Source organism: Paraburkholderia sp. MM5384-R2 (assembly GCF_014201025.1).
GTDB lineage: Bacteria > Pseudomonadota > Gammaproteobacteria > Burkholderiales > Burkholderiaceae > Paraburkholderia > Paraburkholderia tuberum.
Genome location: NZ_JACHDI010000002.1, coordinates 234,270 through 256,685, shown reverse-complemented (window position 1 = coordinate 256,685; position 22,416 = coordinate 234,270). Strand labels below are relative to the sequence as shown.

Below are 22,416 nucleotides of genomic sequence, written 5' to 3'. Positions count from 1 at the left end.
TTGCTCATTTTTTTATTCATGCTACTGTGAATCGCAGTTCGTCAGGCTATGCAAATTTACATTGTGACCAGCCAAGGCGAAGCGGGGGTGGCCTGAGCTCGCCACCCCGCCGGACACACCCCAACGTGTAATCCCGACCAAGGAGAAAGCGCGGTGACGCAGGTTCCGATCGACGGTAGCAGCATCGTTTCCGCGCGCGCTTTGTCCCACCCACGTCTGTCCCCGGCGAAATGGTTCGTCAGGGCGGGCGTCGCGCTCATCTATCTGTTCATGCTGAGCCCGCTGATCTTCGTGATCTGGCTGAGCTTCTTCAAGGACGCGATCATCACGTTCCCGCCGTCCGGCTACACGCTGTCGTGGTACGTCAACGCATGGCATAACGACGCGTTCGCGAACGGCTTCGTGCTGTCGCTGAAGCTCGCGGCCGGCGCGGCGATCGGCGGCGTGGTGCTCGGTGTCGCCGCCTCGCTCGCGCTTGCGCGCTACCGGTTTGCTGGGCGTCGCCTCGTCAGCAACACGCTGCTGCTGCCACTAGTCGTGCCTGGTATCGTCGCCGGCATTGCGACCTATCTGTTCTACCTGCGCGCCGAGAATGCGCTCGACACCGACATCGTCGGCACATTCGGCGGCCTGCTGCTCGCGCATGTCTGCCTGACGATCCCATGGACGATCCGGCTCGTCACCGCGAGCCTGGGCCAGCTCGACACCGCCGTCGAGGAGGCGGCGCGCAATCTCGGCGCCGGTGCGTGGCGCACGCTGTGGCGCGTCACGCTGCCGATGCTGCGGCCGGCGATCGTCGCCTCCACGCTGTTCGGCTTCATCGTCTCGTTCGAGAACCTCGAGATGACCTTGCCGCTCGTCGGCCCCGGCAAGACGACGTTGCCGATCGCAATCATGCAGTACCTCGAATTCAATCTCGACCCAACCATTGCGGCGGTATCGGCCGCGCAGATCGTGCTGCTAGGCATCGTGATGCTGATCACCGATCGTTTCGTGAAGCTCGGCAAGGTGATCTGATCATGGCTCAGGTATCCCTGCGCAATCTGCGCAAGCAGTACGGTGCGACGACCGCGGTCGCCGACGTGTCGTTCGATATCGCCGAGGGCGAGCTGGTCGCGTTCCTCGGCCCGAGCGGCTGCGGCAAGACGACGACGCTGCGCATGGTCGCGGGCTTCGTCGAGCCGAGCGACGGCGAAATCTGGATCGGCAACACCGAGGTCACGCGGCTCGCACCCGACAAGCGCAATACCGGCATGGTGTTTCAGCGCTATGCGTTGTTTCCGCACATGACCGTCGCGCAGAACGTCGCGTTCGGTCTGGAAATGCGGCGCATACCGAAGGCGGAGCGCGACACGCGCATTCGCGAGGCGCTCGACATGGTGCGGCTGAGCTCGCTCGCCGAACGCTATCCCCGGCAGTTGTCCGGCGGCCAGCAGCAGCGCGTCGCGATTGCGCGCGCGCTCGCGATCCGGCCCGACGTATTTCTGCTCGACGAGCCGTTGTCGAATCTCGACGCGAAGCTGCGCGTCGAGGTTCGAGAAGAAATTCGCGCGCTCCAGCAGCGTCTCGGTCTCACGACGATCTTCGTCACGCACGATCAGGAGGAAGCACTTGCGATGGCGGACCGCGTGGCCGTCATGCACGACGGACGCGTGCAGCAGATCGGCAGCGCGGACGCGTTGTACGAGCGGCCCGCCAATCCGTTCGTCGCGAGCTTCCTGGGCCGCATGAATTTCCTCGCGGGCCATGTCGACAACGGCCAGTTCATCACCGCGAACGGCGAAAAGATCACGGTCAACGCCGCCGCGCGCAATGCCAACACGCTTGGCATCCGACCCGAGCGGCTGCGTCTCGCCGCGGCGCCCGAGCACAGCGAAGTGTCGATCCCGGTCCGGCTGGCCGAGCGGATCTATCTCGGCGCGACCGTCGAATTGCGCCTCACGAGCGAGCTCGGCCAGAGCCTCGTCGCGCTCGTGCCGAACACCGCGCACGCCGGTGCCGGCGCATGGTCGCCGGGCGACACGCTGCACGCGTGCTTCAGAACCGAAGATTGCCTGCTTTTTTCCGCCTGAAGGACCATAAAATGAGCTATCCCATCACGCGCCGCACGTTTCTGAAAGCTGCTTCCGGTCTGCTCGTCGCTCCGTCGCTCGGTTTCGATCCGCGCACGGCGCTGGCGGCCGACGCTTGCCCCAACGTCGTCGTCGGCACGTGGGGCGGCGATTATCTGAACCTGCTCGAACAGAACATCGGCAAGCCGATCATCGAGGCCGCTGGCGGTCGCGTCACGTACGACTCGGCGGATCAGATCGGCCGCATGACGAAGCTGCGCGCGGAGAAGATGTCGCGTCACGGTTCGCTCGACGTCGCCTGTCTCGCCGACATCGACATGTTCGACGTCAACCGTTCCGGGGTGCTCGAACCGCTCGACACGAAACTGGTGCCGAACTCGGCGCGCACGATCGAAGCGCTGCGCCGCCCGTATTCGATTCCGCACATCTTCAGTGCGATGGTGATCGTCTACAACCCGGAGAAGTTTCAGGCGAAGCCCGATTCGCTCGCGGTCGCGCTCGATCCGAAACTGAAGGGACGGGTGGGTTTTTCCGACATTCTGTACAACTTCAACGTGCTGCAGTCTTCGCTCGCGGCGGGCCAGCACAATGGCGACACGGCGGCCGGCATCCAGTTTCTGCGCGAGGTGCGCAAGCAGCAGCCGAAGGTCTATCCGTCGAACGAAACGGTCGCGGCGGCGCTGAAAAGCGGCGAAATCTGGATGACCTGTATGTGGAAAGCGCGCGCGCTGCAGTGGAAGAAAGGCGGCGTGCCGGTCGACTACGCATTCCCGAAAGAGGGCGGCGTGCCGGTCACGTTCGAGGCCGCCGTGCCGAAGAACGCGCCGACGCGTGCGTGCGGCTTCAACTATCTGAACGCGATGCTCGATCCGCGCGCGCAGGTCGGCTTCGCCGAGACGATGGGCTATGCGCCGACCGTCACCGATGCGGCCTTGCCGCCGACGCTGCAACAGAGCGTCGGCTTCACGAATGCCGAGCTCGATCGCCTCGTGAAAGTCGACTACGCGCGTTTCACCGCGGAAAAGCCGGCGCTGCTCGACTTCTGGAACAAGGAATTCAAGCCGGGACTTTGAACCATGACGACGAGCGCACTGAACGCCGCGCCGCGGCGCCGCGACTTCGCCGGGGGCCTGCTCGCAACGCCTGCCGTGTTGGTCGTGCTATTCGTGATCGTGCTGCCGGGCGTGCAACTGGTGCGCTACAGCTTCAATCATTTCGACTCGGTCCAGATGATGCAGGCGGCGTTCACGCTCGAGAACTACGTCCAGTTTCTGACCGATCCGTACTACCACGCGGTGCTGTGGACCACGATCAAGGTGGCCGCGCTGTGCACGGCGCTGTCGCTCGTACTCGGTTTTCCGGTCGCCTATGTGCTTGCTAAAACACAGAGCCGCTTCAAGAGCCAACTGGTGATGCTGCTGGTGTTTCCGCTGCTGGTCGGCAACGTCGTGCGCGCGGCGGGTTGGATGGTCATGCTCGGCAACGCGGGTTTCGTCAATGCGATGCTGATGGCGCTCGGCCTCGTCGATCAACCGGTGCGGCTGCTGTATACGCCGTTCGCGGTGGTGGCCGGCACCACCGCCGTGGTTCTGCCGTACATGATCCTGACCTTGCAGAGCGTGCTCGAAGGCCTCGATTTCTCGATCGAGGAAGCCGCGCGCAATCTCGGCGCGAGCTTCGCTCAGACGCTCGCGCGCGTCGTGCTGCCGATCGCGGCGCCCGGCGTCGCCGCCGGCACGATGCTCGTGTTCATTCTGTGCATGAACGCGTACGCGACACCGGTTCTGCTCGGCGGCACCGGCATCACGATGATGACGCCGGCAATCTACGACCAGATCGCCAAGGCGAACAACTGGCCGTTCGGGGCCGTGCTGTCGATCGTATCGATGGTCGTCACGTTTGCGCTGGCGCTGTTCTCGCACTGGATCATCCAGCGGCGCTACGCGAAGACGATGATGACCTGAACTGGCAGGGCGCGCCGCGGGCTGGTGGGTGGGATGCGCCTCTCCTTAATTCTTCTTCCTGAAGGACCAACAGATGCCAATCCTCACCGAAAAGACTCGCGCTTATCGTCACGACCTGATGCAAAAACTGATGGAACGTCAGCGAGTCGATGCGCTCATCTTCACGTCCGCCGACTTCTTCCAATGGGCGACCAATTTCCACGTCGACGTGCAGACCTGGGAGCGGCCGATCGCCGTGTGCGTGCCGCTGTCGGGCGAGCCGTTCGCGATCATGAACGAGCTGTCGACGCATCACGTGATGATGGCGCGCGAGCGCGGACATCTGTGGCTCGACGATATCTCGTTCTACTCCGAGCATCCGCGCGTGGTCGAGCGGCAGCCGCTACTCGCGGAAGTCCCGGAACTGATCGCCGCGCGTTTGCGTGCCGCCGGGCTTGGCGCATCGCGAATCGGCGTCGAAGCCGCCGGCGGTCCGCTCGGCCGCGCGGCGTCACTGCTGCCGGACGCGAAGTTCCTGCCGATGCTCGCCGAGCTGCGCTCGTTGCGCTGGGTCAAGCACCGGGAGGAGATTGCCATCATGCGGGCCGCCGCAAGCCTCGCCGATTGGGTGCAGGACCGCTATCGCGAGAACATTCGCCCCGGACGGCTCGTTCAGGAACTCGACTATCAGATGGCTACCCTGATGGTGACCGAAGGCGCGCGCCGCTTTCCTGGGGAGAACCTCGAAGTGATGCGTTGCTGGACCTTGTCGGGACCGGCATCGGCGTCGCCGCACGGCGACGGTGCGTCATGCGGCGCCCAGATCAAGGCGGGCGACGGGCTCGTCAATATCGTGATTCCGCGTTTGAACGGTCTCGTGATCGAGAACGAGCGCACCTGGTTTTGCGGCAAACCGGGCGCCGAGCAGGCGCGTTTTCATGAGGTCGCGCGCGCGGCCAACGAGGCGGCCGTCGCGGCGGCCGTCACGGGTCAGCCGGTTTCGGGTATCGACGCGGCCGCGCAGGCGGTGATCGAGCAGGCCGGCTGCGCGAAGCACATCCGTCATCGCACGGGGCATGGCATGGGCATCATCGGTCACGAGTATCCGGACGACATGGCGTTCAATCACCGCGCTTTGCTGGACAACGAGGTGTACTCGGCGGAGCCCGGCATCTATGTGTACGGTCTCGGCGGTTTTCGGCTCGACGATTCGGTCGTGACCGGCCCGACGCCGGAGCTGCTCACGAAGACCCCGCGCACGCTCGCGCACGCGACCATCGATTGAGTCGCGCAGCGCGCGACACCCTTCAACGTTGGAGATGACCCGGATCTTGTACCGGGAGGAGACCTGATGGAGTCGATTCTGTTCTCGCACTGCGCGCTGCTCGATCCGGCTGCCGGCGAATTGCGTGAGGACCACGCGGTGCTGGTGGAAAACGGACGCATCAAGGAGGTCTCGGACCGGCCGATCCGCAGCGCGTCCGCGCGCGAAATCGATGTGCGCGGCAAGACGCTGATGCCTGGCCTGATCGATTTGCACGTGCACGTGCATGCGACGCAGCTCAATCTCGCGGCACAGGTGAACTTGCCGAACGTGCTGGTCACGCTGAAGTCGTTGCCGTTGTTGCAAGGCATGCTTCGGCGCGGCTTCACGACAGTGCGCGATGCGGGCGGCGCGGGCTTCGCGCTCAAACAGGCGTTGGAACAGGGGCTCGCCGAAGGTCCGCGCCTGTTCGTCTCGGGCCGCGCGATCAGTCAGACCGGCGGACACGGCGACATGCGCGGCCGCAGCGACTACATCGGCACCGATAGCCCATGCGCGTGTTGCGCGCGGGTCGGCGCGATATCGCGTGTCGCCGACGGCGTCGATGCCGTGCGTCGCGCGGTGCGTGAAGAGCTGCAGATGGGCGCCGACCAGATCAAGATCATGGCCTCGGGCGGCGTCGCCTCGCCCACCGATCCGGTCGGCGCATGGGGCTATTCGGAAGACGAGATCAGGGCGATCGTCCACGAGGCGCGGGCGCGCGGCACCTACGTGCTCGCGCACGCGTACACGGCCGAGGCGATCGCGCGCGCGGTGCGCTGCGGCGTTCGGACGATCGAGCACGGCAATCTGGTCGACGAAGCGGCTGCGCGGGTGATGGCCGAGCACGGCGCGTTCGCGGTGCCGACGCTCGTCACCTACGACGCGCTCGCGAACGAAGGCGAAGCGCTCGGCCTGCCCGCCGACAGCGTCGCGAAGATCGGGAGCGTGCGCCAGGCGGGCCTGCGTTCGCTCGAAATCTTCCGCGCGGCGGGCGTGCCGATGGGCTTCGGTAGCGATCTGCTCGGCGAATCGCAGCGTCTGCAAAGCGATGAATTCCGCTTGCGCAGCGAAGTGCTGACGCCGCTCGAGATCCTGCGCAGCGCAACGGTGGTCGGCGCGCAGGTGCTCGGCCAGGTCGGGCAGCTCGGGCAGATCACGGCAGGCGCGCACGCCGACATGCTCGTCGTCGACGGCAATCCGCTTGCGTCGCTCGACTGTCTGCTGGGGCAGGGCGAGCGCATTCCGGTCGTGATGAAGGGCGGTAGAATCCATGCCTTTGATTTGCCGGCGTGACATGCGCAGCGCTCCCTTGCGAGCGAGGTTGACAGCGGGGAGCGCCGGCGGCCCACGCAATCCGGAGAGAACGGATGGACTTTCGGCACATCGACGCATTCAGGGCGCTGATGCTCACGCGCACGACGACTCGCGCCGCGCAGGTCATCGGCACTTCGCAGTCGGGCATCAGCCGCCTGATCACCGATCTGGAGCGCTCGACCAGTCTCACGCTGTTCGATCGCAGCCGCGGCCGGCTCGAACCGACCGTCGAAGCCCTGGCGCTGTTCGAGGAAGTCGAGCGGCGCTATGCCGGCCTGGACAACATCCGCGAGTTCGCGCTGAGCTTGCGCAATCCGTCGACCGCGGTGATTCGCGTGGGCTCGGTCGTATCGTTCGGGCTCGGCTACTTCGCGCGCGTCGTGGCGAACTTTCATCGCCGGCATCCGGCCGTGCAGATTGCGTTGACGACCGGGGCATCGTCGCTGATTCGCGATCAGGTGGTGTCGCGTCAACTCGCGCTCGGTCTCGTCACGAATACGGTCGACGTGACCGGCACCGATTCGACCGCCTTCGCGCAGCTCGACGCGATCTGCGCGTTGCCGGCCGGTCATCCGCTGGGCAAGCGCAAGGTCATCAAGGTGGCGGATCTGCGCAATCAGCCGATCGTGTCGTACGATCTGCCGGACCTCGTGCGCTGGGGCATGGATCAGGTGTTCGCGACCGGTCAGCTGCAATCGCAGGTGGTGGCGACCGCGCCGTATTCGGTCAACATCGCGACGATGGTCAAGGAAGGCCTCGGCATTGGTTTGCTGCATCCGGTGTCGGCGTACGACTTTCTCGACTCGAATCTGATCTTGCGCCGCTTCGAGCACGCAATGCCTTTCTACACGCTGAAGATCACGCCGCATGGCGCCGCGCCGGCTCCGCATCTCGACGAATTGTCGAAGGTGATGGAGGAGACGCTGGAAGAAGTGCTGGCGGCCGTGAATACGCGCTTGACGGCAGCGAGCTGACCGATTGCCGCTTCGCGGCGGCAGCGGCGTTCCCCACCTATCCAATGAAATACAGATCGGGCCACCGAGGCCTGAGGTCGTCTGTTGCGGCTTCTTTTCGGAACGCATTTCTCCTGGAGCGAGTGTATGAACCACATCAACCAGCCACGCCGCCGTTTTCTTCGATCGACGGGGACGCTCGTCGCCGCCTCCGCGCTGGGTCCGTTCGCGTTGAAAGCCAATGCGGCCGGTGCGTGTTCCGGTCAAGTGGTGGTCGGCACGTGGGGAGGCGACTATCAACGCCTGCTGCAACAGAACATCGATTCGCTAGTGACGCCTACCGGTGATGCGATCACCTATGCGGTCGGCAGTGCGCTCGCGCGGCAGACCACGATGCGCGCCGAAGCACACGGCCGGCGCAGCACGTTGGATGTCGCGCTGCTGCGCGATAACGACATGTTCCAGATGTACTCCGAAGGCACGACGGCGAAACTCGATGACGCGCTGCTGCCGAACCTTGCCAACGTGATTCCGCAATTTCGCCGCAGCTACGCGGTCCCGCACATCTTCAGCGCGCTCGTGCTCGTCTACGATACCGACAGGGTGCGCACGCGCCCGGACGGTCTCGCCGCGCTGCTGGACCCTCAATTCAAGGGCAAAATCGGCCTGGTCGATGATCAGTATGACTATCTGACGCTCGCGGGCGCGCTTGCCTCGGGTGGGCAAGCGAGCGATCTTGCGCTCGGGCAGAAGTATTTGCGCGCGCTGCGCGAGGCATCGCCGCGAGTGTATCCGTCGGTCGATGCGCTGGCGTCGGCGCTCAAGAGCGGCGAGATCGTCGTGACCGTCACGTGGAAGGCGCGCACGCTGCAGTGGAAAAAGGCGGGCCTCGCGGTCGATTACGTGTTCCCGAAGGAGGGCGCATTGCCGGCCACGTTCGAGGCCGCCGTCACCGCGGGCAGTAAATCGTCCGCCTGCGCGTTTCCCTATCTGAATGCGATGCTCGATCCGCGTTCCCAGCGCGCGTTCGCCGAATCGATGGGCTACGCGCCGACGATCACGAACGCGAACCTGCCGCCGTCGTTGCAACAGGCGGTGGGCTTCTCGGGCAAGGAGCTGGAGCGGATCGTGCCGGTCGACTTCGCGATGCTGATGAAACACAAGACGGAAATGCTCGACTTCTGGAACAAGGATTTCCGCGCTGGACTTTGACCCTGAGGCTCCGCACATTTCTGCCTGCAAGACCCAAACACATGATTATTCTGACCAACAACGAAGGTAAATCCGGCATCGGCTTGACCGCGGAACTGCTGCGCAATGGCGGTGCCGGGCTCGACGCGGTCGAGGCAGGCATCCGGCTCGTCGAAGATGACGAAGAGGTGCGCACGGTCGGGCGTGGCGGCTGGCCGAATCTGCTCGGCGAAGTCGAGCTCGATGCGTCGGTGATGGATGGCTCGACGCTGCGCACCGGCGCGGTGGGCGGCCTGAAGGGGTTCAGGCATCCGGTGAGCGTCGCGCGTGCCGTGATGGAGCGGCTGCCGCACGAGCTGCTGATCGGCGAGGGCGCCGCGCGCTATGCGGCCGAAACGGGTGCGGAGCGCTGCGAGCTGCTCGTCGATCACTCGCGCAAAGCGTATGCGCGCTGGTTCGACGGCGAAGTCAGCGCGGCCGACAAGGCCGCGTGGCCGAACGTGCCGCTCGAACGCTATTGCCACGACGCGGTCGATCCGGAGATCGGCAAGGACACGACTGTTTTTCTTGCGCTCGACAGCGCCCGCAATGTCGTGAGCGGCACGAGTACATCGGGATGGGGCTGGAAATATCCGGGCCGTCTCGGCGACAGCCCCGTGATCGGCGCGGGCTCCTATGCCGATAGCCGTTACGGCGCCTGCGCATGCACGGGCGCGGGCGAGATGACGATCCGCGCCGGCACGGCGCGCGCGGTGGTGCTCTACATGAAAATGGGCATGAGCGTCGAGCGCGCGGTCAGCGAAGCGGTCGACGATATGCGCGCGCTCAAGGGCGGCTTGATCAGCCGCGTGACGATCCATGCGATCGATGCCGCGGGCAATCACCGCGTGGTGGCGGTCAATGGCTTGCCGGGCAATCACTACTGGGTGTGGACGCCAGTCATGGCGCAGCCGGAGCGCCGTGCTTGCGAGCTGATCCAGATCTCGGCGGGTGAGCCGCAGAGCAAGCGGATTGCGATGCAGGTTTATACCGACGTGTGAGGGCGACGCGCACTGGTGAATCAGCGGTATTCCCGCAGCGGCACCTAAGACGTCTTCTGCCCCCCCGCAATCACCCGCTCCAGCGACAGCTTCAAGTGACGCTGCATCGCCGCCTGCGCCTGAATCGCATCATGCGCTTCCAGCGCTTCGAGAATCACGAGATGTTCGTCGGGCACGGCGCCCCACGTCGTCTCGTTCTCGAAGTGGCCGCGCAGCTTTTCCGACAGCGGACTATGCCGCGCATCGAATAGCGAGCTGACGGTGCGCACGAGGACGTCATTGCCGGACATTTGCGCGATCGCGAGATGGAACGCGCGATCGGCTGCGACCGGAATTCTGCCGGCCTTTACTTCGCGCGCCATCTCGTTGTAGATGGCGCGCAGCATCTTCAGATCTTTCGGTTTGCAGAACGGTGCGACGCTCGCGATGATCGAGCCTTCGATCAGGCAGCGCGCGCCGAGGATGTCGAGCAGGCTATCGCCGAGTTCGGCCTGCGACAGCGACGCATCATTCTGCGCGGACGGCGTCGCGCACAGATAGACGCCCGAGCCCATGCGGATCTCGACGAGCCCTTCCAGTTCCAGCGCGACCAGCGCCTCGCGCACCGACGGCCGCGACACGCCGAGCGTCTCCGCCAGCGCGCGCTCGGGCGGCAGGCGGCCGTTCGGCGCGAACTCCGGCTGAGCGATCAGATCGCGCAATTTTTCCGCGATCTGAAGATAGAGGCGGCGAGTGTCGGCAGTTCTGGTGGTCACGAAACGATTCCCGGCGATGTAGCTTGTGCAAGCCCGATAAGGCGAGCGCCGATTGTAGATCGAAGCGCCCGGCGCGCAAATCGTGCGCGCTCGGTGGCGAGGCGACAGCGTTCGGGGTTTCCCCAACTTCGTGCGAATTGGCTTGACCAGTATCGCACTCGCCGTTATTTTTGCAAATTGGTAAGGCCGGATTGACGCCACGGAGACGCCAGCATTGCAGCCCTGCTGGTCGCTCCGCATCCCGACACCCGATCAATTTCTCCATGACGATGAAGACAGTCATTTGCGAACAACCCGGCCAGCTCGCGCTCGCCGAACGCGCGAGGCCGGCGGTTCCTCGATCATCGCCTCGCCGACATCGCGGGCAATCACGAGCAAAAGAAAGAGCGGCGTTTCAAGCCGGTGATCGTCTGTAGCAGACCCCGGCAGCACATCCCGGCAGCACACCGGCGGCCACGAGGCCGCATGGTTCATCCAAATAGAGTAGATGCCAGCCCAGGAGGAGACGGTTTCATGAAGAAGAAGATGCGTTGGGTAGTGATTTTGCTGTGCTTTCTCGCGATCGCGGTGAACTACATCGATCGCGCGAATCTCGCGGTCGCCGCGCCGCAAATCGAAAAGGCGCTCGGCATCGGCCCCGCCGAGATGGGCTTCATCATGAGCGGATTCTTCTGGACCTACGCGTTGATGCAGATGCCGTTCGGCTGGTTCGTCGATCGTGTCGGTGCGCGCATCGCGTTGCCGCTCGCGGTCGGGTGGTGGTCGGTGTTTACCGCGGCCACCGCGGTCACGACCAGCGTCGCGGGCATGTTCGGCTGCCGCCTGTTGCTCGGCGTCGGCGAGGCGGGCGCGTATCCGTCCTGCGCGAAGCTCGTCAGCCAATGGTTCGAGCCCAAGGAGCGCGCGATCGCGACGAGCATCTTCGATAGCGGCTCGCGGGTCGGCTCCGCGCTGTCGATTCCCGTGGTCGCGCTGATCATCGGCACGCTCGGCTGGAAGGCGGCTTTTGTCCTCACCGGCTTGCTCGGCGCGGTGTGGATCGTCGGCTGGTTCGTGATTTATCGGAATCCCGTGCAGGACGCGATGGAGAGCGCGCGCAACGCTGCGCCGGCGGCTCAAGCGAGAGGCGGCCAGGACAACGTGACCTGGGCATCGCTGTTTCGCCATCGCACGCTGTGGGGCATGATGCTCGGCTTCTTCTGCCTGAACTTCGTGATCTACTTCTTCATTACGTGGTTTCCGAGCTATCTCGTTCAGACGCGCGGCTTCTCGCTGAAATCGCTCGGCACGCTCGGCATGATTCCGGCGCTGATCGCGATTCCGGGCGGCTGGCTCGGCGGCTATGTGTCCGACGCGCTGTTCCGGCGCGGCTGGAGCCTGACGGCTGCGCGCAAGACCTGCATGGTCGGCGGCATGCTGGTGTCGTCGGTGATCACGCTGTCGGCGTTCACGGAGAACACGTATCTGATGCTCGCGTTCTTCGGTATCGCCTATGGCAGCCTCGCGTTCGCCGCGGCGAGCATCTGGTCGCTGCCCTGCGACGTCGCGCCGACACCGCGCCATGTCGCGTCGATCGGCGGCATCCAGAACTTTGCGTCGAATCTGGCGGGGATCGTGATCACGACGTTCACCGGCGTGATGGTCGCAATGACGAAGGGCTCGTTCACGATCCCGCTCGTCGTCGCGGGCGGCTTCTGCTTTCTCGGCGCGTTCAGCTATCTTTTCATCGTCGGACGCATCGAGCCGCTGTCGCTGGAATCGGAAAGCCGCGATCTGCCGAAGGGCGCGCGCTCCACGATCTGACGTATTCTGTGTCAACGCATACGGATAACCCTGTTTTCGAGGCTTTTCATGTCGACTCAAGCTAGCGTCGCGTCAGCGATCATCCGCCTGCATCCCGGCGACGACGTCATCATCGCGACCCGGCAGTTGCTGCCGGGCACGCGCATCGAGGCGGAACAACTGGTCGTCGCCGGACTGATTCCACCGGGGCACAAGATCGCGACGCGCAACATCGCGCAAGGCGAGCCGGTCAAGCGCTACAACCAGATCATCGGCGTCGCGCGTGAGGCGATCGCGCGCGGCCAGCATGTTCACACGCACAATCTCGGCATGTCGGAGTTCGCGCGCGAGCACGCGTTCGGCGTCGATGCGCAGCCGACCGTCTACGTCGACGAACCCGCGCATTTCATGGGCATTCGCCGCGACGACGGCCGCATCGCGACGCGCAATTACATCGGCATTCTGACCAGTGTGAACTGCTCGGCGACGGTCGCGCGCGCGATTGCCGATCATTTCCGGCGCGACGTGCGTCCCGACGCGCTCGCCGACTATCCGAACGTCGACGGCGTGATCGCCTTGACGCACGGGCTCGGCTGCGGCATCGACATGCAAGGCGAGGGCATTGCGATCCTGCGTCGCACGCTGGCGGGTTACGCGCTGCATCCGAACTTCGCGTCGGTGCTGTTCGTCGGGCTAGGCTGCGAGACGAATCAGATCGACGGCGTGCTCGCCGCGGGCGGTCTCGACGCCAGCACGACGAAGCTGCGCAGCTTCACGATCCAGGACAGCGGCGGTACGCGCAAGACGATCGAACTCGGTATCGCGATGGTGCGCGAGATGCTCGCCGACGCGAACCGCGTGCAGCGCGTGCCGGTGCCGGCTTCGCATCTATGCGTCGGTCTGCAATGCGGCGGCTCGGACGGCTACTCTGGCATCTCCGCGAATCCGGCGCTCGGCGCCGCGGTCGATCGGCTCGTGCGGCACGGCGGCACCGCGATCCTGTCGGAGACGCCGGAAATCTACGGCGCCGAGCATCTGCTGACGCGGCGTGCGGTGAGCGCCGCGGTCGGCGACAAGCTGCTCGCGCGCATCGCATGGTGGCAGGACTATTGCGCGCGCAATGGCGGCGCGATGGACAACAACCCATCGGCGGGCAACAAGGTGGGCGGCCTGACGACGATCCTCGAAAAATCGCTCGGCGCGGTCGCGAAGGGCGGCACGACGAATCTGGTCGACGTCTACGAATACGCGCAGCCGATCGCCGCGAAGGGCTTCGTATTCATGGATTCGCCCGGCTACGATCCGGTGTCGGCGACGGGACAGGTCGCCTCGGGCGCGAACCTGATCTGCTTCACGACCGGGCGCGGCTCCGCCTATGGCTGCGCGCCGTCGCCGTCGTTGAAGCTGGCGACCAACACCGCGTTGTGGGAGCGCCAGCAGGACGACATCGATATCAATTGCGGCGGTGTGGTCGACGGCAGCGCGAGCATCGACGAACTCGGCGAAGCGATCTTTCGCATGATGCTCGACTGCGCGTCCGGCACGCGCACGAAGAGCGAGCTGCACGGCTATGGCCAAAGCGAGTTCGTGCCGTGGCAGGTCGGCGTGGTGACCTGAGCGGGTGCATTGCAGCGACACAACCCAATAGCCGAATGGATCACGCATTGGAGGATGCAATTGGAACGCCGCCTTCATTCAGGCCGCGACGTGAAGCGCGCGCAGCGGCTCCGCCCGTCTGACGAACTGGAGATATCCGATGCAGCACGAACCGATCTCCGCGATCCGCGGTAACGAAGCCGTCGCCGCGCTGCGCGCGGCGCTCGGCGCGGACATCGTGAGCCTGCCGGGCGAATTTGGCGGGCGGCAGTTCGCGGACTGGAGCGGCACGCCATCGACCGAGCCGATCGCGCTGATCCGCCCGCGCACGACCGAAGAGGTCGCCACCGCGCTCAGGATCTGCCATCGATTCCGGCAGCCGGTCGTCACGCAAGGCGGCATGACCGGGCACGCGGGCGGTGCCTGCGTGCTTGGCGGGGAGGTCGCGCTGAGCGTCGAGCGGATGAACGGCGTCATCGACATCGATCCGGTCAGCGCGACGACGACCGTGTTCGCGGGCACACCGCTGCAGGTCGTGCAGGAGGCGGCCGATCACGCCGGCTTCATGTTCGCGCTCGACCTCGGCGCGCGCGGCAGTTGCACGATCGGCGGCAACATCGCGACCAATGCGGGCGGCAATCGCGTGATCCGCTACGGGATGATGCGCGACCAGGTGCTCGACGTCGAAGCGGTGCTCGCCGACGGCAGCGTGATCGGTGGCGCGCGCAAGATGATCAAGAACAATACCGGCTACGACCTGCGCAACCTGCTGACGGGCAGCGAGGGCACGCTCGCGGTCATCACGCGCGCGGTGCTGCGCTTGCGGGCCAAGCCGCGCGCGATCTCGACCGCATGGTGCGGCATGCCGGACTACGAGGCGGTGACCACGCTGCTCGGCCGCGCGCAGGAGCGGCTGCCGGCCGGCGTGTCCGCGTTCGAGGTCATGTGGCCGAGCTATTGCGACTTCGTGCGGCAACGCCTGCCCGAACTGCGCGTGCCGCTCGCGAGCGATCACGCCTACTACGTATTGCTCGAGACTTGCGGCGCGGACCCGGAACGGCAGTCGGCGGCTTTCGAGGAATTCCTCGCCGACATGTTGAACGCCGGCGTGATCGCCGACGCCGCAATCGCGCAATCGGACGCGGGCGCCGCGGCGTTCTGGGCGATTCGCGACGCGCCAGCCGAATATCCGCGCCTGATCCCGGGACGCGTCTCGTTCGACATCAGCTTCGCGGTCGCGCAGGCGGGCGACGCGGCGCAGCGTTGCGACGAGCGGTTGCGCGCACGCTGGCCGCAAGCGACGATCCTCGTCTATGGGCATCTCGGCGACGGCAATCTGCACGTAGTGGTGCAAGAACCTGGCTGGACCGACGAGGCCATCAACGACGTCAAGCGCGTCGTCTATGAGCTGACGGGGGAGATGGGCGGCTCGGTATCGGCCGAGCATGGGATCGGCGAGGAGAAGCTGGGCGTGCTCGGCCTGTCACGCTCGCCGGCCGAACTCGCCGCGATGAAGGCGATCAAGCTCGCGCTCGATCCGCACAATATCCTGAACCATGGCAAGGTGATCGCGATGTAGTGTGCGCGGCGCGAATCTGCGTGCGCAGCCACGGCGCTTTCAGCCGCTCGGGAACGCGCGCAGCATGTTGCGCGAGTCGCGTGCTCAGGCACTCGATCTCGCCGAGCGCGACGTGTTCGAATTCGGCGGGGCGCAGTGCGATCGCATCGTTGCGAGCGCACTCACGAAAATATCCGGCGGCGAGTCATGGCATCGGCGACGCGGTACGCCGGAGCTGTGCCGATTCAGGCGTCTTCGCCGGTTGCGAATACGCCGTTTTCCGGTGCCGTCCGTTCGACGTCGATGCATTGCACGCGCCAGTGGCCGCTCGCGAGGATGCGGCCGTGCTCGGCGCACCACTGCACGCGACCGACCTCGCCTTCGAACGGCCCGTCGAGCTGATTCAGATTGAGCCCCTCGAGCACGCAGACCGGCGCGCAGCTATGCGGCGCGCACACGAGCGTATTGCCGCAATCCATATGCAACGTGCCCCATTCGGGCAACTCGAGCCCGAAATGACCTTCGCGCGACCATTGCCGCGTGTCCTTGTCGAGCCAGAGAATGGCGAAGGCCATCGGGTTGACACGATCGAACGTGTCGAGATGAACAGTCAAACGCATGACATGTCTCCGCAATGTATACAACTGACTCGCATTGCCGGCGCCATCGCGCGCCGGCAGCGGGCCCGCTGCGTGCGCATCGAGTCCTTATTGGCTAAGTACCCATTGCACGAGCGTGTGCGCGTCCTGCGCCAATAACGGCCCACCGCGCTCAGCTCGGGCTCGCCATAGGCAACGCCGGCCGTCAGCGCGCACGCCGAGCACACGAGCAGACAGTTTCGGATTCGCGCAATCACGGCACGTACTCCCGTATCAGGAATAAGATCAGTGTACGGGCGGCGAAACCGCCCCTTATTGACTTCGATCAAACGGTCTACGGCGCGGGCCGATCGCGCGACACAATGGCGCGCCTACGCTGATGAGAACGGCGCGCGCCTCGCTGTCTGCGATGACGGCAACTTGTCGCCGCCGAAGCATCTGAAGGAGAACCCGATGCGAGCGATGGTGTTCGACGGCAGCTCGGCGACGCTGACCGAGCGGGAAGTGCCTGATCCGCGGCCCGGTGCCGGCGAGATCCTGATCGACGTTCATGCGTGCGGCGTGTGCCGCACGGACCTGCATCTGGTCGACCGCGAGCTCGAGCATCCAAAGCGGCCGGTGATTCCCGGCCACGAAATCGTCGGCGTGGTGGCCGAATTGGGCGCGGGCGTCAGCGGTTTCACGGTGGGCGAGCGGGTCGGCGTGCCGTGGGTCGGGCGCACCTGCGGCCACTGCCGCTACTGTCTGTCCGCCCGCGAAAATCTCTGCGACGACGCTGGCTTCACCGGCTACACGATCGACGGCGGCTACGCCGAGCGCACGGTCGCCGACAGCCGCTACTGTTTTCATCTGCCGCCGCACTACAGCGATATCGAGGCCGCGCCGCTGCTGTGCGCGGGTCTGATCGGCTATCGCACGTTGAGCATGGCGGGCGACGCCGAACGGATCGGCATCTATGGTTTCGGCGCGGCCGCGCATCTCGTCGCGCAGGTGGCGCGTCACCAGCAGCGCACCGTCTATGCGTTCACGCGTCCCGGCGACCACGCGGCCCAGCAACTCGCGCTGCGCCTCGGCGCGGCATGGGCCGGCGGCAGCGACGAGGCACCGCCCGGCGAACTCGACGCCGCGCTGCTGTTCGCGCCGGTCGGCGCACTGGTGCCGCTGGCGTTGCAGGCGGTCGCGAAAGGCGGCGTGGTGGTGTGCGGCGGCATTCATATGAGCGACATTCCGTCGTTCCCGTACGCGTTTCTGTGGGGCGAGCGGCGGGTGGTGTCGGTCGCGAATCTGACCCGCGACGATGGGCTTCAGTTCATGCGCAGCGCCGCCGAGATGCAGCTCGCGATCGAGACGACGACTTACGCGTTGCGCGACGCGAACCGCGCGCTCGACGATCTGCGCAACGGCAACCTGACCGGCGCGGCCGTGCTCGCGGTCCGCCCGTGATCCGCTAGCGAGCCGTTGGCGCTTGATACAGATCAAGCCGCGCGCGGCGTCGGCGTTCATCATCTAAGCGCGAACCGTTGGCGTCCCCGTCACGGGCCGAGGTGTGAAGCGACGCGGTTGACGCGCCGCCTCGCGGTGCGACGATCCGAGGAGAGCCGATGAACACTGCTGCCGGGCGCAACACCTTCCACCGCGTGATGATCGCGTCTGCGGGCGGCAGCGGACTGCCGCTCGGCACGCGCGTCGCCCGGCAGTTGGCCGCGGCGGATGCGCGCTTTCGTCTCGTCGATATCGTTTGCAATCCTGCCGCGCTTTATCCGACGCTGATGCTCAGCTATCCGGACTGGTGCGAGGCGCATCGCGCGATGCTGCACGGCGCGCAGGCCGCGCTGCGCGACGCGGTGATCGCGTTGCACGGCGTCGTCGCGGCGACCGACGCCGAGATCGTCGATCTCACCGCGCTGCATCAGGGCGCGGCCGAAGCGCTCGCCCACACGGCGACGCAATGGGACGCGGATCTGGTCGCGGTGGCCGCGCATCCGCGTGAACATCGCTGGGACAGCCGCATCGATCCCGAGGAACTGGTCGCGTCGATCGGCCGTCCGGTGCTGTACATGCCGGCGAGGTCGACCGACGCGAGCGATGCCGCGGCGGTGAGCCGCGTACTGGTCGCGATCGATGGCAGCGACACCGCGCTCGACGCGCTGCGCACCGCGCTCGCGGTAGCGCCGCCCGACGCGCGCATCAAGGTCGTCTACGCGGCCGACGACCGCTTCGCGTGGTGCGAATGGTTACCGTTCGAAGTCGTGTCGCAGCATCGAATCGATGTCTTGCGGCGCGGCGCGGCGATGCTCGAACAAAGCCGGCGCGCGGCCGAAACCGCGTTGCTCGAGTTCGACGATGATTCCGGCGATGCGTCGAGCGCGATTTTCGACGAAGCACAACGCTGGCACGCGGACCTGATCGTGATGGGTTCGCACGGCATGCGCGGCGCGCCGCACCCGTTGCCGGGGCACGTGACGTCGCGCACGCTGCGCGACGCGGCGTGTCCCGTGCTCGTGTGTCCGCGCGGCGCGTCGTCGTTGCGGGCGGACGACGTGCCGCACGGCGAGTGGCGGGAGCCGTATCCGGGCAGTCCGGGCGGGCCCTTTTATCTGTAGCAGGGGCGCGCCACGCGCGTTGACAAATCCAACCTCAGTGGAGAATCGGCATGTACCAACATATCCTCGTCGCGCTAGACGGCAGTACTTTCTCGAAACGCGCGCTGAAAGAAGCGGTGAATCTCGCCGCGTTGACGAAGGGCGTCGTGCATCCGGTTTATGTGGTCGACAAGACGCCGCTCTTTTCCTATGCCGGCTATTACGACCCGCTCACGCTCGTCGAAGCCTTGCGCCAGGACGGCCAATTGGTGTTGGAGGAGGCCGAACAGGCCTGCGCCGCCGCCGATGTGCCTTGCCGCCCTGAAATGATCGAGTCGGAGAGCCTGTCCGACGACGTCGCCGCGATCGTGCTGCGCTACGGCGAGCAGATCCACGCCGATCTGCTTGTGCTGGGCACGCATGGGCGACGCGGCGTGCGGCGCCTCGTGATCGGCAGCGTGGCGGAGCGGGTGCTGCGTTTCTCGACCTGTCCGGTGCTGCTCATGCGCGAGCCAAGCACCGAGGATGCGCCCGCAGAGTAACCCGCGGCAGCGGGGCGCGACAGCGCGTGAGCATTACGCGAGCGCGTCGGCCGGTATCTGGATCGAGATCCTGAAGCCATGGCCCGGCGAGCTGGTGAACGACACGTTGCCGCGCAACTGCCGCACGCGTTCGCGAATGCCGAGCAAACCGAATGAATCTGTTCCCTGCGACCGATCCAGCGCGACACCCAGGCCGTCATCCTCGATGTCGAGCGATACGATGGGGCCCGCGCAGGTCATGTCGATGCGTACGCGGCTGGCCTCGTAAAGAGGGAGATCGAAGTCGTCACCAGTTCCGGCGCGTTGTCACGCGCAAGAAGCCATATTGAAGATGGGAGCTTTTCATGACAGGCATGAGTTTTACCTGCGCATGGGGTTCGAACGAGGAGCGAGAGGCGATGGTTGCGCCTTTTCCCGGAATCTACGACAACGTTTAGCTATAGACTGGATCGTGTGAGTTGGCGCCCGCTGGGGCAGGTGCGCGGCCAGCGTCCCGCTATCCGCGCCAGCAACCGCATGGCATTCCTCCGCTGTGTCGGGCCGAATGGCGGCGTTGTTGCGGGCCGCTCGCAAGCGGCGGGGCCGAGCGGTGGCCCATTGACCTGCGTCAAGCCGCGCGGCGGCGCGCGCTTCACACTGTCGCTGCAGACACGCGACGGCACCGCTTCGGTTCATGCCAGCGCTTTCACAGGGAGTCCAACATGTATGCACGAATTCTGGTTGCGCTCGACGACAGTCCCAGCGCGCAGCGCGCCTTTGCCGAGGCGCTGAAGCTCGCGAAGCTGACGGGCGCCACACTCGAAGCCTGCTGCGTGGTAGGGCACGGCAAGTGGTCGGACAATGCCGATGTGGCTTTCGAGCCGGAACCGGCGGCCGCGGCGCAAGAATTCGCCAGCCGCGCGCTCGATGCGCCGCGCGAGTTGATGCGCGAGGCGCAAGTGCCCGGCGGCGTGCGGGTGATCGACGCGTACGCCGAAAGCGTGTCCGCGGTGCTCGCGCGCGTCGCCGACGAAATCGAAGCCGATCTGATCGTGATGGGAACGCACGGCCGCCACGGCGTGCAGCGCTTTCTGCTCGGCAGCGTCGCGGAGTCGCTCGTGCGTGCGACCGACAAGCCGGTGCTGATCGTGCGGCATGACGAACACGGGCACGCGCGGCCCTGAAGCGCCGCGTCGCGCAGCCGTGGCGCGATCGCGTGGGAGCGGCCGCGCAGCAGCCCGGTTTTCGCGGCTCAGTTGAGTTCGTTTTCGGCGCAGGCCGGGACTGACTGATCGCGCGTCGCGCCGTTCGCGTGCGCGGGAATCATCAGCACCGGGCAGCTGGCGCTGCGCAGCACGCGCTCGGCGACGCTGCCGAGCATCAGTCGTTGAAGACCACGGCGGCCGTGCGTGCCCATCACGATCGCGTCGGCGTGCCATTCGAGCGCCGCCGCGACGATGCGATGCGCGACGTCTTCGCCGGTGATCGCGGCTTCGACGGTGCGGGCCGTGCCCTTGATCCCGCGCGCGGTCATCCGGCTCTGGGCATCGGCCGCGATCCGCTTGCCTTCCTCGATGAAGGCGTCCCGGATCACGCAAGGGTCGAAGCCGGGCGCGTCGTAGGCGATGACGGGCACGTCGATCACGTACAGCGGCTGCAACTCGGCGCCCGATTCGGCGGCAAGGGTCAGTGCGGCGTCGAACGCACGGGAGGCGGTGTCGCTGCCGTCGAGCGCGACGAGTAGGCGGTGAAACATGGCGGACTCCTTAAGCGTGCACTTTAGTGCGACAACAGCACCGGCACGGTCATCGACTCGAGCATCGTGCGCGTCGCGCCGCCCAATACGATTTCGTGCAGACGCGAATGCGCGTAAGCGCCCATCACGATCATGTCGCAGCCGAGGTCGGCCGCCTGCGACAGCAGCGCGTCGCCGACCGGCGTGTCGTCCGCGATGCTCAGTTCGCGCACGTCGATCTTGACGCCGTGACGCGCGACAGTGAGTGCGATGTCGTCGCCCGAAACCGTGTCGCGCGGCGGACGATCGCCCGACGAATGAACCGTCAGCAGCGTCACTTTGGACGCGTGCGCGAGGAACGGCAGCGCGTCGTGGATCGCGCGGGTGGCTTCGCGGCTGCCGTCCCACGCGATCAGCACGTGGCGGCCGGGCGCCGCGAAGGTGCCGCGCGACGGCACCAGCAGTACCGGCCGCCCGGCCGACAGCACGACGTGCTCGACGAACTGTTCGGCGACGAACGCCTCGGGATCGGTCGGATCGGTCTGCCCGAGCACGATCAGATCGGCGAGACGCGCATAGGGCGGCACGACGTCGTTCGCGTAGCCGTTCGCGGCGATCCAATGACCGTCGACGTTCGCGCGCGCGAGTTCCGCACGAAACAGCCGCTCCAGCGCGCTGGCACGCTCGTGCCGCAGACGCTCGTGCTCCGCGTAGTAGTCGGCGGTGCCGGCCATCACGAAGAACGCGTGCCGCGGTGGCACGTACGTCGAAAACAGGCCGGTCAGCGTCGCATGAAAGCGGTGTGCGAACTGCAATGCGATTTCGAGGCGCGGATGTGCACGAACGCTCGTATCGAGGTGAACGAGAATGCTTTTGTAGCTCATCGCCAAAGCTCCGTGACAGAACGTGGGGAAACGGGCGCAAGCAGGCTCGAACCCGTCGTCAAATGGAGTCTATGAGCCCGGCGGCCGCGGCTATTGATGCAGATCAAGCGCGGGCCGCCGCGCGCACAATACAGTGGCGGGCACGCTCGACGGTTTGCAACCGCGCCTGGCAATCCTATGCTGTGCTCTGGAGGGCAGCGATCATGATTTCCGAATCCGATGCGCCGCCCGGGCGCCCCGCTTCACCGTGGACCTCGACGGCGTCCGGGCCGCCCGAAGGCTGGCTCGACTACGCAGCGGCGTATCAGACCGCACAGGGCGCGGCACACGAGTACGCCGAGCGGTGCTTCGCCGACTGGAGCAAGTCGATCGCTTTCGTAGCGCAGCGCGAGGCGGACTGGTTCGGCGAGGCCAACCGCGCTTGCGCCGCCTGGTATGCGGGGTGGCAGGCGGTGTACGGCATCGCGCCAGGCGTCGCGCCGTTCGCGGGCGGCCTGAGCGCATGGTGGTGGAGCTCGCAGAACGCGCTGCCGTTCGCGGGCGTCGTTTAGCCGCGCGAGCCGGCAAGGCCGGCGCGCGCACCGT

General features: G+C 65.9%; 21 protein-coding genes and 1 pseudogene. 17 read left to right on the top strand and 5 right to left on the bottom strand.

The genetic code is table 11. The features are described 5' to 3' along the window. The first annotated feature begins 153 nt into the window (after positions 1-153). The 9 genes from HDG37_RS05105 (at position 154) to HDG37_RS05065 (ending at position 9,819) form a co-directional block, all read left to right on the top strand. Positions 154-1,017 (top strand): ABC transporter permease, encoded by an 864-nt coding sequence (locus tag HDG37_RS05105; protein ID WP_184044934.1) that lies wholly within the window; start codon positions 154-156, stop codon positions 1,015-1,017. A gap of 2 nt (positions 1,018-1,019) precedes the next feature. Then, the gene (locus HDG37_RS05100) at positions 1,020-2,072 is read left to right on the top strand and encodes an ABC transporter ATP-binding protein (RefSeq protein ID WP_184044932.1); all 1,053 of its coding nucleotides are present in this window, start codon (positions 1,020-1,022) and stop codon (positions 2,070-2,072) included. A gap of 11 nt (positions 2,073-2,083) precedes the next feature. Continuing rightward, the gene (locus HDG37_RS05095) at positions 2,084-3,145 is read left to right on the top strand and encodes an extracellular solute-binding protein (RefSeq protein ID WP_090810835.1); all 1,062 of its coding nucleotides are present in this window, start codon (positions 2,084-2,086) and stop codon (positions 3,143-3,145) included. 3 nt (positions 3,146-3,148) lie between these two features. After that, positions 3,149-4,036 carry an ABC transporter permease gene (locus tag HDG37_RS05090; RefSeq protein WP_184044930.1) on the top strand — a complete coding sequence of 296 codons (888 nt, stop codon included), beginning with the start codon at positions 3,149-3,151 and terminating at the stop codon, positions 4,034-4,036. A gap of 73 nt (positions 4,037-4,109) precedes the next feature. Further along, the gene (locus HDG37_RS05085) at positions 4,110-5,300 is read left to right on the top strand and encodes a Xaa-Pro peptidase family protein (protein ID WP_184044928.1); all 1,191 of its coding nucleotides are present in this window, start codon (positions 4,110-4,112) and stop codon (positions 5,298-5,300) included. 66 nt (positions 5,301-5,366) lie between these two features. Further along, positions 5,367-6,614 carry an amidohydrolase family protein gene (locus HDG37_RS05080; protein WP_184023856.1) on the top strand — a complete coding sequence of 416 codons (1,248 nt, stop codon included), beginning with the start codon at positions 5,367-5,369 and terminating at the stop codon, positions 6,612-6,614. Positions 6,615-6,688: 74 nt separating this feature from the next. Continuing rightward, positions 6,689-7,609, top strand: coding sequence for a LysR substrate-binding domain-containing protein (locus HDG37_RS05075; protein WP_090810843.1), 921 nt, complete (start codon positions 6,689-6,691; stop codon positions 7,607-7,609). A 126-nt stretch (positions 7,610-7,735) separates the two neighbouring features. Then, the gene (locus HDG37_RS05070; protein ID WP_184044926.1) at positions 7,736-8,800 is read left to right on the top strand and encodes a PotD/PotF family extracellular solute-binding protein; all 1,065 of its coding nucleotides are present in this window, start codon (positions 7,736-7,738) and stop codon (positions 8,798-8,800) included. Positions 8,801-8,841: 41 nt separating this feature from the next. After that, positions 8,842-9,819 carry a N(4)-(beta-N-acetylglucosaminyl)-L-asparaginase gene (locus tag HDG37_RS05065; protein WP_184044924.1) on the top strand — a complete coding sequence of 326 codons (978 nt, stop codon included), beginning with the start codon at positions 8,842-8,844 and terminating at the stop codon, positions 9,817-9,819. A gap of 44 nt (positions 9,820-9,863) precedes the next feature. Here HDG37_RS05065 and HDG37_RS05060 read toward each other — a convergent pair whose 3' ends face one another. Next, positions 9,864-10,574, bottom strand: a complete 711-nt coding sequence (locus HDG37_RS05060; protein WP_184044923.1) for a FadR/GntR family transcriptional regulator — start codon at positions 10,572-10,574, stop codon at positions 9,864-9,866. Between the two features lie 513 nt (positions 10,575-11,087). Here HDG37_RS05060 and HDG37_RS05055 point away from each other — a divergent pair. From HDG37_RS05055 to HDG37_RS05045, 3 genes are all read left to right on the top strand, one after another. Next, positions 11,088-12,377: an MFS transporter gene (locus HDG37_RS05055; protein ID WP_184044921.1), complete on the top strand. Its 1,290-nt coding sequence runs from the start codon at positions 11,088-11,090 to the stop codon at positions 12,375-12,377. A gap of 48 nt (positions 12,378-12,425) precedes the next feature. Further along, positions 12,426-13,973, top strand: a complete 1,548-nt coding sequence (locus HDG37_RS05050; protein WP_184044919.1) for a UxaA family hydrolase — start codon at positions 12,426-12,428, stop codon at positions 13,971-13,973. Between the two features lie 139 nt (positions 13,974-14,112). Beyond that, positions 14,113-15,531: an FAD-binding oxidoreductase gene (locus HDG37_RS05045; protein WP_184044917.1), complete on the top strand. Its 1,419-nt coding sequence runs from the start codon at positions 14,113-14,115 to the stop codon at positions 15,529-15,531. Between the two features lie 224 nt (positions 15,532-15,755). Here HDG37_RS05045 and HDG37_RS05040 read toward each other — a convergent pair whose 3' ends face one another. Further along, positions 15,756-16,130 carry a DUF3564 domain-containing protein gene (locus HDG37_RS05040; protein WP_184044915.1) on the bottom strand — a complete coding sequence of 125 codons (375 nt, stop codon included), beginning with the start codon at positions 16,128-16,130 and terminating at the stop codon, positions 15,756-15,758. 432 nt (positions 16,131-16,562) lie between these two features. Between HDG37_RS05040 and HDG37_RS05035 the strand changes: the two genes are divergently transcribed. The 3 genes from HDG37_RS05035 to HDG37_RS05025 all read left to right on the top strand — a co-directional run bounded on the left by HDG37_RS05035 (position 16,563) and on the right by HDG37_RS05025 (position 19,233). Further along, on the top strand, positions 16,563-17,552 hold the full coding sequence (locus HDG37_RS05035; RefSeq protein WP_184044913.1) for a zinc-dependent alcohol dehydrogenase family protein: 990 nt from the start codon (positions 16,563-16,565) through the stop codon (positions 17,550-17,552). 158 nt (positions 17,553-17,710) lie between these two features. Then, positions 17,711-18,712, top strand: coding sequence for a universal stress protein (locus HDG37_RS05030; protein WP_184044911.1), 1,002 nt, complete (start codon positions 17,711-17,713; stop codon positions 18,710-18,712). Positions 18,713-18,762: 50 nt separating this feature from the next. Further along, positions 18,763-19,233: a universal stress protein gene (locus HDG37_RS05025; RefSeq protein WP_184044909.1), complete on the top strand. Its 471-nt coding sequence runs from the start codon at positions 18,763-18,765 to the stop codon at positions 19,231-19,233. 33 nt (positions 19,234-19,266) lie between these two features. Here HDG37_RS05025 and HDG37_RS05020 read toward each other — a convergent pair. Next, positions 19,267-19,485 (bottom strand): annotated as a pseudogene (locus HDG37_RS05020) (histidine kinase); the annotation flags it as partial. A 449-nt stretch (positions 19,486-19,934) separates the two neighbouring features. On the opposite strand from HDG37_RS05020, the gene HDG37_RS05015 reads away from it, so the two are divergent. Then, positions 19,935-20,396 carry a universal stress protein gene (locus HDG37_RS05015; RefSeq protein WP_184044907.1) on the top strand — a complete coding sequence of 154 codons (462 nt, stop codon included), beginning with the start codon at positions 19,935-19,937 and terminating at the stop codon, positions 20,394-20,396. A gap of 68 nt (positions 20,397-20,464) precedes the next feature. On the opposite strand, the gene HDG37_RS05010 is transcribed toward HDG37_RS05015, so the two are convergent. Further along, positions 20,465-20,968: a universal stress protein gene (locus HDG37_RS05010; RefSeq protein WP_184044906.1), complete on the bottom strand. Its 504-nt coding sequence runs from the start codon at positions 20,966-20,968 to the stop codon at positions 20,465-20,467. A gap of 23 nt (positions 20,969-20,991) precedes the next feature. Next, on the bottom strand, positions 20,992-21,831 hold the full coding sequence (locus tag HDG37_RS05005) for a universal stress protein (RefSeq protein ID WP_184044904.1): 840 nt from the start codon (positions 21,829-21,831) through the stop codon (positions 20,992-20,994). A gap of 203 nt (positions 21,832-22,034) precedes the next feature. Here HDG37_RS05005 and HDG37_RS05000 point away from each other — a divergent pair, with 203 nt between their 5' ends. Beyond that, entirely contained in the window at positions 22,035-22,382 is a 348-nt protein-coding gene (locus HDG37_RS05000) for a polyketide synthase (RefSeq protein ID WP_221311898.1), read from the top strand. The last annotated feature ends 34 nt before the right edge of the window (positions 22,383-22,416 follow it).

Bases quoted from the DNA above. Each gene is read 5' to 3' on its own strand.
- HDG37_RS05070 (WP_184044926.1), top strand. From the start codon at position 7,736: ATGAACCACATCAACCAGCCACGCCGCCGTTTTCTTCGATCGACGGGG.
- HDG37_RS05075 (WP_090810843.1), top strand. From the start codon at position 6,689: ATGGACTTTCGGCACATCGACGCATTCAGGGCGCTGATGCTCACGCGC.
- HDG37_RS05035 (WP_184044913.1), top strand. From the start codon at position 16,563: ATGCGAGCGATGGTGTTCGACGGCAGCTCGGCGACGCTGACCGAGCGG.
- HDG37_RS05085 (WP_184044928.1), top strand. From the start codon at position 4,110: ATGCCAATCCTCACCGAAAAGACTCGCGCTTATCGTCACGACCTGATG.
- HDG37_RS05055 (WP_184044921.1), top strand. From the start codon at position 11,088: ATGAAGAAGAAGATGCGTTGGGTAGTGATTTTGCTGTGCTTTCTCGCG.
- HDG37_RS05050 (WP_184044919.1), top strand. From the start codon at position 12,426: ATGTCGACTCAAGCTAGCGTCGCGTCAGCGATCATCCGCCTGCATCCC.
- HDG37_RS05030 (WP_184044911.1), top strand. From the start codon at position 17,711: ATGAACACTGCTGCCGGGCGCAACACCTTCCACCGCGTGATGATCGCG.
- HDG37_RS05090 (WP_184044930.1), top strand. From the start codon at position 3,149: ATGACGACGAGCGCACTGAACGCCGCGCCGCGGCGCCGCGACTTCGCC.
- HDG37_RS05065 (WP_184044924.1), top strand. From the start codon at position 8,842: ATGATTATTCTGACCAACAACGAAGGTAAATCCGGCATCGGCTTGACC.
- HDG37_RS05005 (WP_184044904.1), bottom strand. From the start codon at position 21,831: ATGAGCTACAAAAGCATTCTCGTTCACCTCGATACGAGCGTTCGTGCA.
- HDG37_RS05100 (WP_184044932.1), top strand. From the start codon at position 1,020: ATGGCTCAGGTATCCCTGCGCAATCTGCGCAAGCAGTACGGTGCGACG.
- HDG37_RS05095 (WP_090810835.1), top strand. From the start codon at position 2,084: ATGAGCTATCCCATCACGCGCCGCACGTTTCTGAAAGCTGCTTCCGGT.
- HDG37_RS05040 (WP_184044915.1), bottom strand. From the start codon at position 16,130: ATGCGTTTGACTGTTCATCTCGACACGTTCGATCGTGTCAACCCGATG.
- HDG37_RS05000 (WP_221311898.1), top strand. From the start codon at position 22,035: ATGATTTCCGAATCCGATGCGCCGCCCGGGCGCCCCGCTTCACCGTGG.
- HDG37_RS05080 (WP_184023856.1), top strand. From the start codon at position 5,367: ATGGAGTCGATTCTGTTCTCGCACTGCGCGCTGCTCGATCCGGCTGCC.
- HDG37_RS05045 (WP_184044917.1), top strand. From the start codon at position 14,113: ATGCAGCACGAACCGATCTCCGCGATCCGCGGTAACGAAGCCGTCGCC.
- HDG37_RS05015 (WP_184044907.1), top strand. From the start codon at position 19,935: ATGTATGCACGAATTCTGGTTGCGCTCGACGACAGTCCCAGCGCGCAG.
- HDG37_RS05025 (WP_184044909.1), top strand. From the start codon at position 18,763: ATGTACCAACATATCCTCGTCGCGCTAGACGGCAGTACTTTCTCGAAA.
- HDG37_RS05010 (WP_184044906.1), bottom strand. From the start codon at position 20,968: ATGTTTCACCGCCTACTCGTCGCGCTCGACGGCAGCGACACCGCCTCC.